The sequence below is a fragment of the Noviluteimonas gilva genome, assembly GCF_009740395.1.
Classification (GTDB): Bacteria; Pseudomonadota; Gammaproteobacteria; order Xanthomonadales; family Xanthomonadaceae; genus Noviluteimonas; species Noviluteimonas gilva.
Map to the genome: position 1 here is coordinate 246791 of NZ_WOXT01000004.1, position 19154 is coordinate 265944.

Below are 19154 nucleotides of genomic sequence, written 5' to 3' on the forward strand. Positions count from 1 at the left end.
GGTTATCCCCCTCGAACGCGCTGCGCGCGTTCGATCCCCCTTGGAAGGGGGATGAGGGCCGATGGCTATTCGGCCAGATCGTCGGCGGCCATCGCGACCGAACCGCTCGACTTCCGCACGATCAGGCTCGCCGGGATCATTTGACTTTCGACCGGTTCGTCGCGGATCGCGCGCAGCAGCGAATCGACCAGCATCTCGCCGGCGCGCTGCGTGTTCTGGTACACGGTGGTCAATGCGGGGTTCGCGAACCGCGCCATGGGAATGTCGTCGAAGCCCACGACCGACACATCTTCGGGAATGCGCAGGCGCTGCTCGGTCAACGCACGCATCGCGCCGAGCGCGATCAGATCGCTCGCCGCGAACACCGCATCGAACGGCTTCCCGCGCTCGAGCAACGTGCGCGCCGCCGCATAGCCCGCGTCTTCCGAACTCTCGGCATCCACCTGCAACGCCGGATCCATGCCCACGCCGAGATCATGCAAGGCCACGTCGCACCCGCGATAGCGCGCGAAGAATTCCGGATAGTGCGTGCTCGCATCGCCGAGGAACGCGACCTTCCGCCGCCCCACCGAATACAGATGCTCGCCGACGAGTTGCCCGCCGTGGAAGTTGTCGCAACCGATCGACACGCCCGGCTGCCCCGGCAACACCGCACCCCAGCGAACGAAGTGCGTGCCCTGCTCCACCAGGCTTTCGAGCGTGCTCTGGTACGCGAGGTAATCGCCGTACCCGAGCAGGATCAGGCCATCGGCCTTCATGCTGTTCTCGTAATCGGCGTGCCAGTCGTTCGACAACTGCTGGAACGAGACCAGCAAGTCCTGCCCATGCTTGGCGCATGCGCGCGTGATCGAACCGAGCATCGACAGGAAGAACGGGTTGATGTGCGACTCGTCGGGCGTCGGATCCTCGAACAACAACAGCGCGATGCAACCCGCGCGTTGCGTGCGCAGGCTCGACGCGTGTCGGTCGACCTTGTAGTTGAGTTCGCGCGCGACCGCTTCCACGCGCTTGCGCGTTTCGATGTTGACCAGCGGGCTGCCGCGCAACACGCGCGAGACCGTCGCCTGCGAAACGCCGGCGCGGTAGGCGATGTCGACGGAGGTGGCCTTGGGCTTCTTGGGCATGACGGCCGAGGATGACAGGGCGAAGGCGGCCGTGTGAAGGCCCCGTGCGATGGGGACGGCCGTTGACGGTGTCCACATGAACAGGCGTGCGACCATGGGCGCCATGGCCAAACACCCCAGCAAGCGCGGCTCGAGCCGCGGCAAGACCCCGAGTTCCGCCGGCTTCCTCCCGGATTTCGCGAAGCCCGCGAAGGGCAAGTCCTCCGCACCGCCCAAGAAAGGCAGCAGCGGCCCCAAGCACAAGGCCGCGCAGCGCCCCGGCTGGATGCCCGCCCCGCCCCCGATGTCGGCACGCGGCGCACCGCCGTCGGCCGCCCCGCGGCCCGCGCCGAAGAGCGACCCGCACCACGCCCGCGAATCCGCACGCTACGACCAGCCCATCGCCAGCCGCGAAATGTTGCTGCGCATCCTAGAGGCCAACGAAGGCCCGATGGATGCCGACGCCCTCGCGACCAAGCTCTCGCTCACCGAACCCGATCGCTTCGACGCGCTGAGCAAGCGCCTGGGCGCGATGGTCCGCGACGGCCAGTTGTTGCAGAACCGCACCGGTTCCTACGCACCGGCGCAGCGCATGGACCTGATCCCGGGCGTGGTGATCGCCAATCCCGACGGCTTCGGCTTCCTGCGCCCCGATGCGGGCGCGCGTGCCGACGATCTGTTCCTGCCGCCCTTCGAAATGCGCAAGGTGATGCACGGCGATCGCGTGCTCGCCTCGGTCACCAGCGTGGATCGCCGCGGTCGCCGCGAAGGCGCCATCGTCGAAGTCCTCGAACGTCGTCTCAATCGCCTCATCGGTCGCTACACGGTCGAAGCCGGCATCGGCTACGTCGTTCCCGACGATCGCCGCATCCAACGCAACGTGCTGATTCCGCCGGGCGAAACGAGCAATGCGAAGCCCGGGCAACTGGTTGTCGCCGAACTCGTGCAGGCGCCCGATCCGCAGCGCCCGCCCATCGGCAAGATCCTCGCGGTGCTGGGCGACAAGCTGACGGCGTCGCTGGCGGTCGAAGCCGCGATCCACGCGCATGAAATCCCGCACGAATTTCCGCCGGCCGTGCTCGCCGAAGCGACCGACGTTCCGCTGGTCGTCGACGAATCGATGCTCGAGGGCCGCGTCGACCTGCGCAAACTCCCGCTCGTCACCATCGACGGCGAGGACGCGAAGGACTTCGACGATGCCGTCTATTGCGAACCCACGCGCGAAGGCTTCCGCCTGGTCGTGGCCATCGCCGACGTCTCGCATTACGTACGCCCCGGCAACCCGCTCGACGACGAAGCCAAGCTGCGCGCGACCTCCGTGTACTTCCCCGGCTTCGTCGTGCCGATGCTGCCCGAGACCTTGTCCAACGGGATCTGTTCGCTGAATCCGAAGGTCGATCGCATGTGCTTCGTCTGCGACATGCAGATCGACCGCGAAGGCCAGGTCACCAAGTCGAAGTTCTACGAAGCGGTGATGAACTCGCATGCGCGCCTGACCTATACGCAGGTCTGGAACGCGATCGACGAGACCGCACTGCCCGAACTGCGTGAGGAAGCGCTGCAGGTGATCGGCGAACAACTGCCGCAGGTCCAGCGCCTGCACCAGTTGTTCCAGGTGTTGAAGAAGGCGCGCAGCAAGCGCGGCGCCATCGAGTTCGAATCCTCCGAAGTGCGCTTCGTGCTCGGCCCGCAGGGCGAAGTCACGCAAGCCGGCATGCTGCTGCGCAACGACGCGCACATGCTGATCGAGGAGTGCATGATCGCGGCGAACGTCGAAGCCGCGCGCTACATCCTGAAGAAGAAGATCCCCGCGCCGTTCCGCGTGCACGACAAGCCGCCGGAGCAGAAGTACACGGACCTGCTGGAATTCCTCAAGGAATTCCACCTCAAGATGCCGCCGTGGTCGAAGGTCGAACCGCGCGACTTCACGGCGTTGCTGAAGAAGATCCGCGAGCGCCCGGATGCCACGTTGCTGGAATCGGTGCTGCTGCGCAGCCAATCGCTCGCGGTGTATGCGGCGGAGAACCTCGGCCACTTCGGCCTGGCGCTCGATGCGTACGCGCACTTCACCTCGCCGATCCGCCGCTATCCCGATTTGTTGCTGCACCGCGCGATCAAACACGCGCTTTCGGGCGGCACTGCGGTGAACTTCAAGTACAGCGAGCATGAAATGGCCGCGCTGTGCCTGCAGTGCTCGGAGCGCGAGCGCCGTGCGGATGAAGCCGAGCGCGAAGTCGACGAGCGTTACCGCGCCGCATGGATGGAACAGCACGTCGGCGGCCAGTTCAGCGGCACGATCAGCGGCGTCACGAGCTTCGGCTTGTTCATCGAACTCGACGAATCGAAGGTCAACGGCCTGGTCCACGTGACGCAGTTGCCGAACGACTATTACCACTTCGATCCGATCCGCAAGACGCTCAAGGGCGAACGCACCGGGCGCGAATTCCGCCTGGGCGATCGGGCCGACATCGTCGTGCTGAAGGCGAGCGTCGAGGATCGGAAGATCGATTTCCGCCTTGTCGAGGAGCGCGGCGAGAAGCCGTTGCCGCCGCGCGGCATGCCGGCGAAGAAGGTGAAACAGAAGTACTGAACCGATGCAACGGAGGCATCGATGAGCGGCCAACCCGTCGAAATCTTCTGGACCGGTGGATGGGATTCCACCTTCCGCGTGTTGACGGTGCTGTTGGAGCACCGTCTCCCCGTCGCCCCGATCTACCTGCTCGATCGCACGCGCGCCTCGACGCAGATCGAGATCGAAACGATGGATCGCATCCGGGAAGCGCTGGCGCAGGCGTATCCGGAGACGCGCACGACCCTGCTGCCGACGACGATGTCCGAAGTCGCCGACATTCGGCCGGACGCCGAAATCGAAGCCGCGGGCGCTCGCCTCGCGACGCTCGGTATCGGCAGCCAATACCCATGGCTCGCGCGATACTGCAAGCAACACGGGAAGCATGAAGTCGAAATCGGCGCCGAACGCGCGGTGCACGTGCATGGCGCCGGCGTCGTGCTTTTCGACAACCTGTCGCAGCCCATCCCTTCGCCGCACGGCTACATGACGCGCCGCATTCCACCGGATGCGCCGAACCACGACGCCTGGCTGATCTTCGGCGCCTTCTCGTTCGCGCTGATCGACACCACGCGCGCAACGATGGTCGAGACATCGAGGCGCAACGGTTGGGAACCGCTGATGGGCCTGACCTGGTTTTGCCACCGCCCCGGCGGCGATCAACGCCCCTGCGGCCTCTGCAATCCCTGCATCAACGCGATCGACGAAGGCTTCGGCTGGCGCATCCCGCGCACGCGGCGCGTGTTGTCCGCCATCTACAAGCGCACGCTCTGGCCGTTGCGCAAGTCGGCGAGGAAGTTCGTGTTGCGGCGGCGGATGGCGACGCGGGGTTCCTGATCGGTTCGCGAGCGTCCTCGAAGCCCATCATGTCGTGGTTCCTGGGGCGACGATGCCGAAGGGCCTGCGCGCGAAGGCGGGAACGCGATTCGCCATCTGCAATTGCGTGAACACCCTGAGCCTTGCGCGCATGGATCTGGTCGCCGGCCCGCGGATCGGCGGAAGGCGAAGCTACGAAACAACCCAAGTGCCGAACGAGCTTCTTCTCGCCGTCCGTAGGGCGGTCGCCTCAGTGCTGGAACTTCACGAGTCAACGCGTCCGGGCCACATTGACTTGCTCGAGGCAACGTTCTAACGTCGCCGCCGTCGGGAACTTCCCGGCTTACGAGACTGCAACGAGAACCCCAAGGGTTGGCAGTTGCAGCCGGCCGATCGCACGATGACAAGTGCTTTCGGATCCGCCTCGGCCCCCGCTTCGGCGGGGGCTTTGTCTTTTTCTAGTTCGCCACGTGGCGCCGCGCGCGTGACATCCCGCGATCCAGTTCGGTCTTCAGCGTCGCGTCGGTGACGGGTGCGTCGAGCACGAACACCGCGACGTCATGCGGCGCAACCGTGGTTGCGATCGAACCGCCGACGGCCACATCCACCGTCGTGCCGGCGAACGCGGACTTCCACTGACCCGGCTGCACGCGCAGGTCGAAAGCTGCCGGCGTCGCGCCCTTGTTGAGCAACACCAGCGCGACCTGCGCGGTCTTGCCCTGCTCCAGTACGCGGTAGAACGCCGCGCGGTCGCCCTTCATCTCGAGGTTCACCTGCAGTCCGCGCTGCAATGCGGGCGTGTGCGCGCGCAGGGTCGCGATGCGACGCAACTGGCGATAGATGCGACTGTCGGCGGCGGCATCGATCCGCTCCTGGCCGTAGTAATTGCGATTGCCGGCGTGTTCCGCCGTGCCGCGTTCGAAGCCGGTCTCCGAGCCGTAATAGATCACCGGAATCCCGCGCAACGTGAACAACGCATTGTTGGCGTCGACGAACCCATCGTCCGTCGCGTCCATGCGCGCCATGTCGTGGTTGTCGTAGAAGGTCATCAGGTCGTACGGATTCGCGTACGGGCCGTTGGTCAGGTACAGCGCCTGGTCGATGCGTTCGAAGCCTGCGTTCGGCTTGCCGAAGGTCTCGTTCATCGCCTTCTGCAGCGGGAAGTCGAGCACGCTCACGCCCGCGTTCTCGGGCAGGGTGTGTTCGGCGATCTTGTTCGCGTCGTAGTCGAAGGCTTCGCCGAACATGAAGAAGCCCGGATGCTTCTCCCGAATGCGCGTGGTGAACTTGTGCCAGAACGGATGCGGCATCCACCCGATGGTGTCGACGCGGAACGCATCGGCGCCCTGCCCGATCCACTGCTCGTACGCGCCGACGAAGTACTCGAGCACGCGCGGGTCGTTCTCGTTGATGTCCGACAGCTGCGCCAGCCCGCCCTTCGTGTTGTAGAAGGCGTTGAGCGGGTTGCCCGGGTCGAGCTTGGCGGGCGGCAGATTCATGTGGTCGGCGATCAGCTTGCCGTCCTTGTCGTAGATCTTCCCGTACTTGGGCTGTTGCTTCGGCATCGTGTACGCGGGCGAGCCGTGGTTGAGCACGATGTCGAGCACGGTCTTCATGCCGTGCGCCTTCAGGCCCTTGGTCAGGCCGCGGAAATCGAGGTTGTCGCTCGGCAGGTGTTCGTCGAGCTTGTAGAAGTTCACGCCCCAGTAGCCGTGGTAACCGGTCTTGCCGCGATCGGTCCACATGCCGCCCCATTTCACGGGGTCGCCGCCGGTGAAGGCTTCATCCGGGTTGTCGACGATCGGCGTCAGCCACACCGCGCCGAAGCCCATGTCCTTGATGTATTCGGCGTTGTCAAGCAGTCCGCGGAAGTCGCCGCCGAGGTAGCCGACGTTGTCGGACTTGCCCTTCGGCGCGCCCGGCGTCGGGCGATCGAAGGTGTGCAACGCGGCGCCCTTGCCCTGGTCGCGGTGGTCGTTCGACTTGTCGCCGTTGACGAAGCGATCGGTGAGGACGAAGTAGACGGCGTCGGCGGCGAAGGGTTCGGTGGTGCCGTAATACTCGACGGGCTTGGGCGCTTCGGCTTTCTTCTCCGGCGCGACGGGCGGCGCGGGCTGCGTGCAACCGGCGAGTGCAATCGCGACGACGAGCAGCGCGCGCCTCACGGCGACACCGCTGCGGCCGCGTGCGCGGCTGGTTCGCGGACGCGCAACACGCACAGGCCGGCGACGATGAGGCTCACACCGCCGATCACCAGCGCGTAGATCGGCTGATTGCCGAAGAACAGCTTCAACATCAGCCCCAGCAAACTCGCCGCCACCAACTGCGGGATGACGATGAAGAAGTTGAAGATGCCCATGTACACGCCCATTTTTCCGGCCGGCAGCGAATCGGACAGCAACGCGTAAGGCAGCGACAGGATCGAGGCCCACGCGAAGCCCACGCCGACCATCGACAGCAGCAACCACTGCGGATCGCGGATCACCGCAATCGACAGCAAGCCCAGTCCGCCGAGTACCGCATTGATCAGATGGCTCGTGCGCAGGCCCCAGCGTTTCACCATCCACGGGATGACGATCGCCGCCAACGCCGCGAAGCCGTTGTACGCGGCGAACAACACGCCGACCCAGTTCGCGCCTTCGTTGTAGGCCGCCGACGTCGGATCGGTGCTGCCGAAATGCACCTGCGTCACCGCGCCCGTGGTGTAGATCCACATCGCGAACAACGCGAACCACGAGAAGAACTGCACGACCGCGAGCTGGCGCATCGTGGGCGGCATGTCGTAGAGATCATCCATGATGTTCGCGAAGCCGCTGGTGGCCCCGCCCATCATCGTGCGCACCAGCAAGGCCACGCCGTATCCGGCGATCAAGCCGCCGAGCACGTACAGCTCGCGCGCCCAGCCCCGCGTCCAGACGGCCGCGACGAATCCCAATCCGATGACCAACCACGCGAGTGCCGTCGCCCGCATGCGCGCGGCATCCCGCGCGCGCGGCGCGATGGGCGGTGCTTCGTCCCAGGCCTGCAAGCGCTCCGGCGGATACTCGCGCGTGGTCGCGATCGTCCACACGATCGCGCCGAGCAACACCGCGCCGCCGAAATAGAACGCGTAATGCACCGTCGCGGGCACTTCACCGGGACCGGCGGTATTGGCGACGCCGAACTTCGCCAGCAACCACGGCAGGAGGCTCGCGACCACCGAGCCCACGCCGATGAAGAAACTCTGCATCGCGTAACCGGACGCACGTTGCTTCACCGGCAACTGGTCGCCGACGAACGCGCGGAATGGTTCCATCGAAATGTTGATCGACGCATCGAGGATCCAAAGCAACCCGGCTGCCATCCACAACACCGGCGAGTTCGGCATCGCGAACAACGCCAGGGATGCGAGGATCGCGCCGACGAGGAAATACGGCCGCCGCCGCCCGAGCCCGGTCCACGTGCGATCGGACAGATACCCCACGATCGGCTGCACGATCAGCCCGGTCAGGGGCGCTGCGATCCACAGCATCGGAATGTCGTCCATCGACGCGCCGAGCGTCTGGAAGATGCGGCTCGCATTCGAGTTCTGCAGCGCGAAGCCGAACTGGATGCCGAGGAATCCGAAGCACATGTTCCAGATCTGCCAGAACGTGAGTGTCGGCTTGGCGGTGGGCGTCGCGGTCATCGCGGGGTGTCCTCGTGGGAACTCAGGGTAGCGGCACGATTGTTAGGGTGCCGATATCGGCTTCGTTGAGCGGGCCGGAAGCGCCGCCCTTGCCGCCGGTGTAGTGGGCGAAGTGGTCCAGGTCGCTCATGTTGGTGCCTCGATTGAGCGCGAAGGTGCAATTTGCGCCTGCTTTCGCTTCGAAGGTCCCCGACGTGGAGTCGGTTTCCGCTTCGTTGTGCGGCATCACGATCGTCGCGAACTGTGGCCACGGGCCCAGCTTCTTGTCGCACATCAGCCCGAGGCGCATGACGCCGGCCGTGATGCCGGTGTTGATCGGTCCGTTGGCATTGCGATAGCGAAAGCTCACCCGGTAGCGGCCGTCATTGGGCGCCATCCAATGCCACACGCGCGGAGACGCGCGTTCGGCGTGAAGCTCCGGACCCACGCAGGTCGTGCGGGAGGGGAGCGATTCGATTTCGTCGGCCACGTTCGTCGCGCTGAAACATTGCGAGGTGCCGGTCATACGCACTTCGACCTCGCGGTCGGCATCGACCCGTTCAATGCGCTTTCCCTCGGAGTACAGGATCGTTCCGGCCGCCATCGCGATGCGCCACGCCTCGCCGTCGCGTACCGGCTTCGGCGGTTCGGGCTGCGGCGGCGCGAACTGCGCCCCGTTGCGGCGCAGGCCTTGCACGGACGCGTCCTGTGGCACCAGGTCGACGATCGTCTCGCGACCTTCCGTCCGTTGCGTGCCCGCAACAAGCAGTCCAGCGCTGCCCAAGGACTTCGGCTTGCGAAGGACAACGCGGCGTTCGCCAAGATCCAGCGCAATGGTGTCGCCGTCGCCGAACAACTCCGGCACCAGCTGCGTCGGCAGCATGGGCGTCACCGCGCCATCGTCTTCGACGCCGAACACGCCTCGCATCACCATGTCCAGGTAGCCGGCGACCGACCACAACTGCCGCGGCGAATTCACCACCGGCCCGCTCAGCTTTCCATCCTCGAAATGCACGGCCTGCGTGGTCAGCTCGTAGTTCTCCATGTTGGAACCGGCTTTCGCCGTCCCGCGCATCAGCGAGCGGATCTCGAAGGCGATGCGTTCTGCATTCTTCGTCGCGCGCGCGGCGCGCAGCGCGTATTCGCTGACGAACGGCCACATCGCGCGGTTGTGATAGATCGGCGTGGCCGGCTGTTGCGGCCAGATCACCGGGCTGCCGTACTCGGCGACCGGATAGTTCGCCAAGGCACGCTGCGCACGATCGGCCGGCGCGACGCCGGAGGTGATGACCAGCGACGTTCCCAGCAAGTCGTAACTTTCCACCGGAACAGGCGCCCACGCCGGGCCGATGTAGCTCATGTACATCCCGCGGCTTTCGTTCCAGAAGCGCCGGTTGATCGCATCGCGCAGCGCATCGGCTTTCGCCGCGTAGAAACCGGCGTTGTCCTTGTCCGTGTCGCCGTTCTCGCGATTGAGGCGTTCGGCCAGGCGCAACGCCTCGTAATGCAACACGTTCGTCGACAACGCGAAGGATTCAGCGATGAAGGTCGTGTCCTTCGCCGTCCACGCCGGATAGTTCTGTTCTCGCCAATCGAGGAACGAGGTCTCGCCGCGATACAGGCCGACCTCCGGGTCGAAGGCGAACGTGTCGTCCTGCGACAAGGTCATGAAGAGCGCTTGTTCGACTTCCTTCCGGAAGACCGGATCGCCGAGGAGGTGTCGCGCCGCGAGGAACCACACGACGCGATCGGTGCTCACGGGCCAACTGCCGCCGGAGCCGGTGTCCTGCGCGACCAGCTTCCATTTCGACTGGTCGCCCTGCACGCCCGGCGTGCGCACCGCGCCCAACTTGAACCGCAACGACGTCTTCGTCCGCTCCGGATCCAGCTTCGCCAACGCCAGGTCCGCCGCGTACGACAGATCGCGCGTCCATACGTAATGCCACTTCTCGCCCGTTTCGAAGCACACGCACGGGAAGGGTTTCTGGTCGTTGAACGACCAATCGGTGATCGCGTCGACCTTGTCCTGCTCCAGTTCGGTCTGTGCGAGCACGAACAGGCGGTCGAACTCGGCGCTGGCCGTCCGCGTCTTCATCGCCGGCTCGCCGGCCATGGCGAGCGCCGGCAGCAGTGCCATGAGGCAGCCAGCCACCTGTTTGAAGCCCCGCGGTCCCCGACCCTTCATGCGTCCCCCTGTGCTGGCCCCATGGTAGTCGAGCGACCTTCGCATGGACGGTGCGATTGAAAACGTATTCAATGCGCGGCCGCGGCGGCGCCGTGGAAGATGGCGCATCGCGTCGCGCGAGGGGACCCAGGCGCGCGGCAGGCAATCGAGGGAAGGCATGGACAACAATCGCTGGTGGCGTGGCGCGGTGATCTACCAGATCTACCCGCGCAGCTTCCTGGACACGGATGGCGACGGCGTCGGCGACCTCCCCGGCATCCTCGATCGGCTGGATTACGTCGCCAGTCTCGGCGTCGATGCGATCTGGATCTCGCCTTTCTTCAAATCGCCGATGGCGGACTTCGGTTACGACATCGCCGACTATCGCGCGGTCGATCCACTGTTCGGCACGCTCGAAGACTTCGACCGCGTGCTGGCCAAGGCGCACGGGCTCGGCCTGCGCGTGATGATCGACCAGGTGCTCAGCCACACCTCGATCGAACACGACTGGTTCACCGAAAGCCGCGCATCTCGCGACAACCCGAAGCACGATTGGTATGTCTGGGCCGATGCGCAGCCCGATGGCACGCCGCCCAACAACTGGCTGTCGATCTTCGGCGGCGTGGCGTGGCGCTGGGAACCGCGCCGCGGCCAGTATTTCCTGCACAACTTCCTCGCCTCGCAGCCCGACCTGAATTTCCACAATCCGGCGGTGCAGGCGGCGACGCTCGACAACGTGAAGTTCTGGCTCGATCGCGGCGTCGATGGCCTGCGCCTGGACGCGATCAACTCCTGCTTCCACGACACCAAGCTTCGCGACAACCCGCCCAAACCCGTCGAGCTGCGTTTCGGTCGCGGCTTCAGCGCCGACAATCCGTATGCGTTCCAGTACCACTGGTACAACAACACGCAGCCGGAGAATCTGCGCTTCCTCGAAGACCTGCGCGCCCTGCTCGATCGCTATCCGGGCGCGACTTCGCTCGGCGAGATCTCCTCGGAAGACTCGCTGGCGACGATGGCCGAATACGTCGGTGAGCAGCGCCTGCACATGGGCTACAGCTTCGAGTTGCTCACCGACGATCGCAGCGCGGCGTATATCCGCACGACCGTCGAAACGCTCGAAGCGAAGATGCCGCACGGCTGGCCGTGCTGGGCGATCTCCAATCACGACGTCGTGCGCGCGGTGTCGCGCTGGGGCAATGGCACCGACGATGCCGTGCTCGCAAAGCAACTCGTCGCACTCGTGAGTTCGTTGCGCGGTTCGGTGTGCCTCTATCAGGGCGAAGAACTCGGGCTCACCGAAGCCGAAATCGGGTTCGACGATCTCCAGGATCCTTACGGCATCGCGTTCTGGCCGAACTTCAAGGGCCGCGATGGTTGCCGCACGCCGATGCCGTGGACCGATGGGCCCAACGGCGGATTCAGCGACGAAAAGCCGTGGCTGCCCGTCTCCGATGCGCATCGCGCGATCAGCGTGAAGGCGCAGGACGCGGATGCCGATTCGGTGCTCAACGGCGCACGCGCGTTCCTCAAATGGCGTAAACAGCAACCGGCCCTGCTGCACGGGAGCATCGCGTTCCTCGATGCGCCCGAGCCGATCCTGTGCTTCGTGCGCCGTGACGCGGCGCAGTCCATGCTGGTCGCCTTCAACCTGTCGGATGCGCAAGTCGAATGGACACTCCCCGAGCACGGCGCGGCGTCGCCGATCGAAGCGCCGGGCACGACCGCCGGTGCGATTCGCGACGGACGCCTGGTGCTGCCGGCGCGCGGCGTGGTGTTCGCCACGTTTTGAAGACGCTGGCGGCGCTGTGCGTCGCGTGTTTCGCCGGGCCGGCATTCGCGGCCTTGCCGACGCGCGCCGATTGCGATGATCCGGCGGCGTTCACGGTGTTGTCGTCGTCGCAGGCGCATGACGCGCGCGACGTTCGGACTCCAAAGGCGCTGGATGCGCAATACGGCGATGCGGCCGACGCGCTCGTCCTGGGCGCGACGAAGACGGGCTTCAAACTCTGGGCACCTACGGCGCGCAACGTGGCGGTCTGCACCTATGCGGGCGCACGCTCGGCTTCGACCTGGCTGCATGCCGCCCAACGCGATGACCGCACGGGTGCGTGGCATGTCGCCCTGCCCGTCGACGACGGCACGTATTACCTCTATCTCGTCGACGTCTTCGTTCCCGGCACGGGACTCGTCCGCCAGCGCGTGACCGATCCATACTCCGTCGCGCTCGCGGCGAATGGCACGCGCAGCCTGTATGTCGATCTCGATTCGCCTGCGACGAAACCCAGGGACTGGGACCCGAAGGGGACGCCCAAGCGCATCGCTGCACCAACCGACCTGGTGATCTACGAACTCCACGTTCGCGACTTCTCGCGCGACGACACCAGCGTCCCCGCCGAGCATCGCGGCAAGTACCTCGCCTTCACCAACACGCAGTCCAACGGCATGCGCCACCTGCGCGCACTCGCCGACGCCGGCGTCACCGACATCCACCTGCTCCCGGTGTTCGATTTCGCGACCGTGCCCGAACGCGATTGCGATCCCGCGGGCGACGCCGCGCACGATTGCTTCAACTGGGGCTACGACCCGTTCCACTTCAATGTGCCCGAAGGCAGTTACGCGAGCGACGCGGATGGGATCGCGCGCATCGTCGAGTTCCGTCGCATGGTGCAGGCGTTGCACAACGCCAACCTGCGCGTGGGCATGGACGTGGTCTACAACCACACGATGGCCGCGGGCCAGGCGAACTGGTCGGTGCTCGATCGCATCGTGCCGGGCTATTACCACCGTTATAACGACGACGGGACGCTCGCAACGTCCACGTGTTGCGCGAACACCGCGACCGAACACCGCATGATGGCCAAGCTCATGCGCGATTCGGTCGTGCTGTGGGCGACGCAATACGGCATCGATTCCTTCCGCTTCGACCTGATGGGCCATCAGCCGCGCGCGGCGATGGAAGATCTGCAGCGCGCATTGAAGGCCGCAACGGGCCACGACGTCCCGCTGATCGGCGAAGGCTGGAACTTCGGCGAAGTGGCCGACGGCAAGCGCTTCGTGCAGGCCTCGCAACTGTCGCTGGGTGGTTCGGGCATCGGCACGTTCAGCGATCGTGCGCGCGATGCCGTGCGCGGTGGTGGCCCGGGCGATCAGATGCCGGCGCTCGTCGATGCGAAGGGCTGGATCAACGGCGGTGCGAACGACGCCAGCGCGAACATGGTGCGCGTGGGCCTCGCAGGCACGCTGCGCGATTACAGGCTCGACGGGCGTCCCCTGTCGTCGATCGACTACAACGGCCAACCCGCCGGTTACGCGACCCAGCCTGGTGAAGTCGTCAACTACGTCGAGAACCACGACAACCAGACGCTGTACGACATCAACCAGCTGAAACTGCCGAAGGACACGCCGCCCGACGAGCGGGCGCGCGTGCAACTGCTCGCGACGGCGACCACGGCCTTCAGCCAGGGCATCGCCTACTTCCACGCCGGCATCGATGTGCTGCGTTCGAAATCGCTGGACGGCAACAGCTTCGATTCGGGCGACACGGTCAATCGGCTCGACTGGTCGTATCGCGACAACGGGGGCGGCGCGCGGCCGGAGGACATCGCGTTCATGCGCGATGCGTTCCGCGATCTGCTGCGCATCCGCGCGAGTTCGACCCTGTTCCGCCTGCGCACGCGCGATGACGTGATGGCGCGACTGACGCTGCCGCAAACGGGTTCGCCCGATCTGATCGTCGGTCGTCTCGACGGAAAGGGATTGGAAGGCGCGCGTTTCCCGGCCGTGCAGTATTTCCTCAACGCATCGACGCAAGTGCGCAGCGTCAGCCTGCCCGCATCTCGCGGCGAACCGTGGATCCTGCACCCCGTGCATCTGTCGCCGACCGCGGCGGACCTGCGCGCACGCGAGGCGCGTTTCGATCGCGAAACGGGCCGCTTCACGATTCCCCCGCGCACCGCCGTCGTCTTCGTGCAACCCGAAAGCACGGTGCTGCCCGATCTACTGACGTTCCGCTTGCCCGCGCATCTGTCGGAGGACGAGGACATCACCGTCGACGTGCAATTGCCCGCAGGTTATGACGCACGCAGGCGCTACCCCGTCCTGTACTTAGACGACGGCCAGGACTTCGCCGACGTCCACGTGCGCGAGACGATGGAAAAGATGCATGGCGAGCTCGTCCCCTTCATCGTCGTGGCGATCCACATGCCGCGCGATCGCATGGCGGGCTACGGGCTCTCGGATCGTGCCGCGGGGCGCAGTGTCGTCGCGCCGACGAAGTACGGCGACGTGGGCACCAATGCGCATGCGTATTCGGAATGGGTCGTCGGCACGCTCGTGCCCTATGTCGATGCGCACTGGCCCACGCAGGCGAATGCGAACGGCCGCACGATCCTTGGATGGTCGCTGGGCGGCATCAACGCCTTCTCGCTCGGCTGGAATTACCCGGAAGTCTTCGGGCGCATCGGTGCCTTCTCACCCTCGTTCTGGCTGTCGAACGACAACAAGGGCGGGATCGCGCAGGCGCTCGTCGCCACTTCGCCCGCCAAGCAGGGCCTGCGGGCGTACTTCGCGGCGGGAACGAAGGAAGAAGAGAGCGATCGCGACAAGAACGGCGTCATCGACGTGATCGATGATGCGAAGGACGTGGCGGAGCTATTGCGCACGCATGGCGGCAACGAAGCCGTCGTCGTCGAGCTGGAAGGTGGAATCCACCGGCAGACCTCCTGGGCGGAGATGCTGCCGGGGTTCCTGCGATGGGCGTTTCCGAAGTAGCGCCACCCGACGCAACCCCTCCCCGGCCCTCCCCTGCCTTCGCAGGGGAGGGAGAAGGATCGATCAGCCCGTCATCTGCTCCAGTTCCATGCCCTTGGTCTCGCGCACTGCGCGATACACGAAGATGTACGACAGCACCGCGAACGCCGCATACAGGCCGTAAGCGAATGCGAGGCCGATTTCCGCCAGGCCCGGGAAGGTCGCGGTGATCACGAAGTTCGCCAGCCACTGCGCGGACGCCGCAACGGCGAGTGCGATCGCGCGGATGCGATTCGGGAACATCTCGCCCAGCAGCACCCACACCATCGGACCCCAGCTCAAACCGAAGCACACGACGTACAGGTTCGCCGACACCAGCGCGACCATGTTCCAGGGCGCGGGCAACGACAAACCATCCGCCGTCGTCACCGCATTGGCGAAGCACACCGCCATCGCGCCGAGCGTCACCGCCATGCCCGCCGAACCGACGAGCAGCAAGGGTTTGCGCCCCACCTTGTCGACCAGCGCGATCGCCACCAGCGTGACCAGCACGTTGACGATGGAGGTGGCCACCGTGATCGAGAACGCATCGGACTCGCTGAAGCCGACCGAATGCCACAGCGTCGCCGAGTAATAGAAGATCACGTTGATGCCGACGAACTGCTGGAACACCGACAGCAGGATGCCCACCCACACGATCGGCAGCAGGCCCATGCGCGGGCCGCGCAGGTCCGACAGGCGCGGCACGTATTCCAGGCGCAGGCTGTTGCGGATGTCGGCGACCTTGGCGTCGAGCGCGCTGTCGCTTTTCATGTCGAGCACGTCGCGCAGCACTTGCTTGGCCTGTTCCAGGCGGCCCTTCGCGACGAGATGGCGCGGGGATTCGGGCACGCCGAAGACGAGCGCGCCGTAGATCAGCGCCGGCACGACCGCGACGAGGAACATCCAGCGCCACGCATCCATCCCCAGCCACAAGGGCTGCGCCGCGCCGCCCGCGGTATTGGCGAGCCAGGCATCGGCGAGCAACGAGGCGAAGATGCCGAGCACGATGGCGAGCTGCTGCATCGACCCGAGCCGGCCGCGCACGTGCGCCGGCGAGATCTCGGCGATGTAGGTCGGCGCGATGACCGACGCGACACCCACGCCGATGCCGCCCACGATGCGCCACAGGATCAGGTCCCACACCCCGAACGCGAGCCCCGCGCCGAGCGCGCTGACGGCGAGGAACGCCGCCGCCACGCGCATCGTGTGCACGCGACCGAAGCGATCGGCCAGCGGCCCTGCGTACCACGCGCCGAGCGCGGAGCCGAGCAACGCGCACGACACGGCGAAGCCCGTGAACGTGGCACTGAGGCCGAACTCACCGCGGATCGCATCGACCGCGCCGTTGATCACGGCGGTGTCGTAGCCGAACAGGAACCCGCCCAGTGCGGCGCAGGCGGAGATCAACAACACGCGCAAGGTGGCGTGCTGTTCGACCGCAGGTGCTGCTGTACTCATCTCGCTCTTCCCCCAAGTGTGTGCTTACGGAATCTTCAACGGTCCGACGACGTCGAGCACGCGCGCATCGCGCGCCCCATCGCCACCACCGAATGCATGCGGCCCGGCCTGCGGCGCGAGCGCGCGCCAGCCGCCATCGTAGTCCCAGGTGGTCACGTACACGCGCGCGTTGTCCAGTTCTTTCGCGAACAGGAGCGCGGTGGCCGGCAAAATGAACGTGATCGTGCGGTCCTTCGCGTCCACGCGCATGCGCGCGGCCGGTACGATCGGCTTGCCTTCCGCGGTCGCGGAGGCGCCTTCGGCGGAGAACACCGCGTTCGTCCATCCGTTCGCGCGCAGGCGCACGTCCCATTGCATGTCGTCGGGCAACTCGGCGTTCTGTTGCGGCATCACCGTCGCGCCGTTCTTCTGTTTCGGCAGGTCGATGTAGATCGAGAAGGCGACATGGTCGAAGCCGTTCGGCGGATTCCACGCGGTGGAGATCGAACGCATGCGGAGCACGATCTTCAGCGCGCCGCCCGATGTGGACAGCGCGACGTGTTCGATGTCGCCGGGGTGCGTCGCGTAGCCCGGATCGGTGGGATAGGTGTAGCGGCCATTCGGGCCGTTGTCGTCGCCCTGCGGATCGTCGACGAAGACGTCCAGCTTCCACGGCCGCGCGACCTTGAAGGTGCGGCGTTCGCTGGCGTTCTTCGACGCGCTCTCGTACACGACGACCGAATGCTCGACTTCGGGGTCGATCATGCGGGTCGTATCGATCTTCGCTTCCCAGCGGCCGTCCTTCGGCCTGACGACGCGGCCGTGGATGGCGTCGTCGTCGATCACCAGGCGCACGGGCTCGGCGCCGACGGCCGTGCCGCTGACGTAGAAGTCCTCGGTGAAGATCGATTGCGGCAAGGCATCGATCGTCGGCGGGCGCAACCGGAACTCGTCCTTCGCCCATTCACCCAGCGATTTCCACACCACGCCCGCACGCGGTGGCAGGAGTGCGGTCGCGCGGCCCTTGTCGTCGACGGCGATCGACGGGATGCCCGCGTCGATGGCGAACACGGTGGACAGCGTCGTATCGGGCGGCGCGCCGGTCTCGAGGTTGTCGAGCAACACGCTGTTGTTGGAGGTGTTGATCGCGACGATGGCGATCGACCCGTCCTCGCCCTGCATGCGCCAGACGATGGGACCCGGCCCGACACGGTTCTCGCGCAACACCGTCGGCGTGCCGCGCGAGAAGAGCTTGTCGCCGCGGCGCACGGCGATCAGGCGCTGCAGGTACTGGTACATCGGCGCGGCTTTGTCGAAGTGATCGCGCCCGCCCGAACGGTAGCCACCCGCGAACATCGACCCGCGCATGTCGGTGAAGCCCTGCTCGGTGCCCTGCCAGATCACGGGGATGCCGGGCAGCGTCATCATCATCATCAACGCCTGCTTCAGGCCCGTTTCGTCGCCCTGGGCGAGGAAGCGGTCGACGTCGTGGTTGTCGACGAAGGTCGGCATGCGCCAGGGATCGGCATGCACCTGCATGCGGCGGCGAATGCGATCGCCGAGTTGCGCGGTCGGTGCGCCGCGCGCGAAGACGTCCAGCGCGGTGCCGTACAGCGGGAAGTCGATCATGCCCGGCAACACGCGCGTGCCGTCGGGCATGCGCATGTACGCGTCGATGCGGCGCGCCTGCGTGTCGTCGAAGGGTTTGTCGAGTGCGAAGCCTTCGCCGAAGACGTGGAATTCCTTGCGGCCTGTTTCTTTCGCCACGCGCACGATGCCCGGCGCTTCCGGATCGTCGGCGTGCAGGAAATCGAGGAAGTACGCAGGCGGCACGTAGAAGGCGGTGTCGACGCGGAAGCCATCGACGCCCACGTCGCGGATCCACTGCCCGTAGCTCGCACGCAGCGCGCGGCGCGCCTCGGGCGATTCGGTGTCGATGTCGTCCAGGCCGGCGAGTTGCCACGTCAGGCGTTGCGTGTCGTCGGCGAAATCGCGGATGTCGGGCGTCCAGTGATACACCGCCTGTTGGAGCTGCCCCTGCCCACGTTGCGCCGGGTCGCGTGGATCGTTGCGGTCGAACGGCGCTTGCGTCGGCGCGCCCTGCCCCTGCGTGTCGCGGATGAAGCTCAGGCCGCGCGCCGGATCGCTTGCGTCGGGCAAGGCGTCGTACTTGAAGAAATCCGCGGTGTGGTTCACCACGATGTCCTGCACGAGCACCATCTGCTCGCCATGCAGCGCGCGCGCGAGCGCCTGGTAGTCGGCGAGCGTGCCGAAGTGCGCGTCGACCTTCGAGAAATCCGTCGCCCAGTAACCGTGGTAACCGCCGTAATGCGAGCGCGGGTTCCACCATTGGTTGGCGACCGGCGGCGTGATCCACACGCCCGTGACGCCGAGGGCCTTGATGTAGGGGATGCGCTCGCGCACGCCGCGCAGGTCGCCGCCGCTCCACTTCGCGCCGTCGGTCGGATCGAACTCGCCGGCGTGCTGGTCGTCGTTGGCGCGATCGCCGTTGGCGAAGCGATCGATCATCAGGAAGTACAGGATCTGGTCGCGCCAGTCGGGCGACGGCATGTGCTGCGGGCCCTCCGCCGGCGACGCCGCCCAGGCCATGCCCGCGCATGCGAG

Annotated in this window: 10 protein-coding genes; 4 read left to right on the forward strand and 6 right to left on the reverse strand. The window is 66.0% G+C overall.

The features are described from left to right. Positions 1-65 precede the first annotated feature (65 nt). A complete protein-coding gene (locus GN331_RS13405) occupies positions 66-1124 on the reverse strand; it encodes a LacI family DNA-binding transcriptional regulator (protein WP_156642743.1) in 1059 nt (352 codons plus the stop codon). 76 nt (positions 1125-1200) lie between these two features. Here GN331_RS13405 and rnr point away from each other — a divergent pair, with 76 nt between their 5' ends. Both rnr and GN331_RS13415 read left to right on the forward strand, forming a co-directional pair. Then, a complete protein-coding gene (gene rnr, locus GN331_RS13410; RefSeq protein WP_197427133.1) occupies positions 1201-3693 on the forward strand; it encodes a ribonuclease R in 2493 nt (830 codons plus the stop codon). Positions 3694-3714: 21 nt separating this feature from the next. After that, positions 3715-4509 (forward strand): hypothetical protein, encoded by a 795-nt coding sequence (locus GN331_RS13415; RefSeq protein WP_156642745.1) that lies wholly within the window; start codon positions 3715-3717, stop codon positions 4507-4509. A 437-nt stretch (positions 4510-4946) separates the two neighbouring features. Here the strand turns inward: GN331_RS13415 and GN331_RS13420 are convergent, their stop codons facing one another. The 3 genes from GN331_RS13420 to GN331_RS13430 are packed head-to-tail and all read right to left on the reverse strand — an operon-like array spanning position 4947 to position 10427. Further along, entirely contained in the window at positions 4947-6626 is a 1680-nt protein-coding gene (locus tag GN331_RS13420; RefSeq protein ID WP_331713495.1) for an alpha-amylase family glycosyl hydrolase, read from the reverse strand. Positions 6627-6649: 23 nt separating this feature from the next. Next, positions 6650-8155: an MFS transporter gene (locus tag GN331_RS13425; protein ID WP_156642746.1), complete on the reverse strand. Its 1506-nt coding sequence runs from the start codon at positions 8153-8155 to the stop codon at positions 6650-6652. 22 nt (positions 8156-8177) lie between these two features. Next, positions 8178-10427, reverse strand: a complete 2250-nt coding sequence (locus GN331_RS13430; RefSeq protein ID WP_425489296.1) for a glucosidase family protein — start codon at positions 10425-10427, stop codon at positions 8178-8180. 49 nt (positions 10428-10476) lie between these two features. Here GN331_RS13430 and GN331_RS16815 point away from each other — a divergent pair, with 49 nt between their 5' ends. After that, positions 10477-12090 (forward strand): alpha-glucosidase family protein, encoded by a 1614-nt coding sequence (locus GN331_RS16815; RefSeq protein ID WP_156642748.1) that lies wholly within the window; start codon positions 10477-10479, stop codon positions 12088-12090. Further along, positions 12087-15071, forward strand: coding sequence for an alpha-1,6-glucosidase domain-containing protein (locus GN331_RS13440; RefSeq protein WP_231734498.1), 2985 nt, complete (start codon positions 12087-12089; stop codon positions 15069-15071). The genes GN331_RS16815 and GN331_RS13440 overlap by 4 nt, the downstream gene beginning before the upstream one ends. A 63-nt stretch (positions 15072-15134) precedes the next feature. Here the strand turns inward: GN331_RS13440 and GN331_RS13445 are convergent, their stop codons facing one another. After that, positions 15135-16550, reverse strand: a complete 1416-nt coding sequence (locus GN331_RS13445) for a sugar porter family MFS transporter (RefSeq protein ID WP_156642749.1) — start codon at positions 16548-16550, stop codon at positions 15135-15137. A gap of 24 nt (positions 16551-16574) precedes the next feature. Then, positions 16575-19139, reverse strand: coding sequence for an alpha-amylase family glycosyl hydrolase (locus GN331_RS13450; protein WP_197427135.1), 2565 nt, complete (start codon positions 19137-19139; stop codon positions 16575-16577). Between the last annotated feature and the right edge of the window lie 15 nt (positions 19140-19154).

Excerpts from the sequence above, each read along its gene's own strand:
- GN331_RS13405 (WP_156642743.1), bottom strand. The coding sequence starts at position 1,124 with ATGCCCAAGAAGCCCAAGGCCACCTCCGTCGACATCGCCTACCGCGCC.
- rnr (WP_197427133.1), top strand. The coding sequence starts at position 1,201 with ATGAACAGGCGTGCGACCATGGGCGCCATGGCCAAACACCCCAGCAAG.
- GN331_RS13415 (WP_156642745.1), top strand. The coding sequence starts at position 3,715 with ATGAGCGGCCAACCCGTCGAAATCTTCTGGACCGGTGGATGGGATTCC.
- GN331_RS13425 (WP_156642746.1), bottom strand. The coding sequence starts at position 8,155 with ATGACCGCGACGCCCACCGCCAAGCCGACACTCACGTTCTGGCAGATC.
- GN331_RS13430 (WP_425489296.1), bottom strand. The coding sequence starts at position 10,427 with ATGCGCCATCTTCCACGGCGCCGCCGCGGCCGCGCATTGAATACGTTT.
- GN331_RS16815 (WP_156642748.1), top strand. The coding sequence starts at position 10,477 with ATGGACAACAATCGCTGGTGGCGTGGCGCGGTGATCTACCAGATCTAC.
- GN331_RS13445 (WP_156642749.1), bottom strand. The coding sequence starts at position 16,550 with ATGAGTACAGCAGCACCTGCGGTCGAACAGCACGCCACCTTGCGCGTG.
- GN331_RS13450 (WP_197427135.1), bottom strand. The coding sequence starts at position 19,139 with ATGGCCTGGGCGGCGTCGCCGGCGGAGGGCCCGCAGCACATGCCGTCG.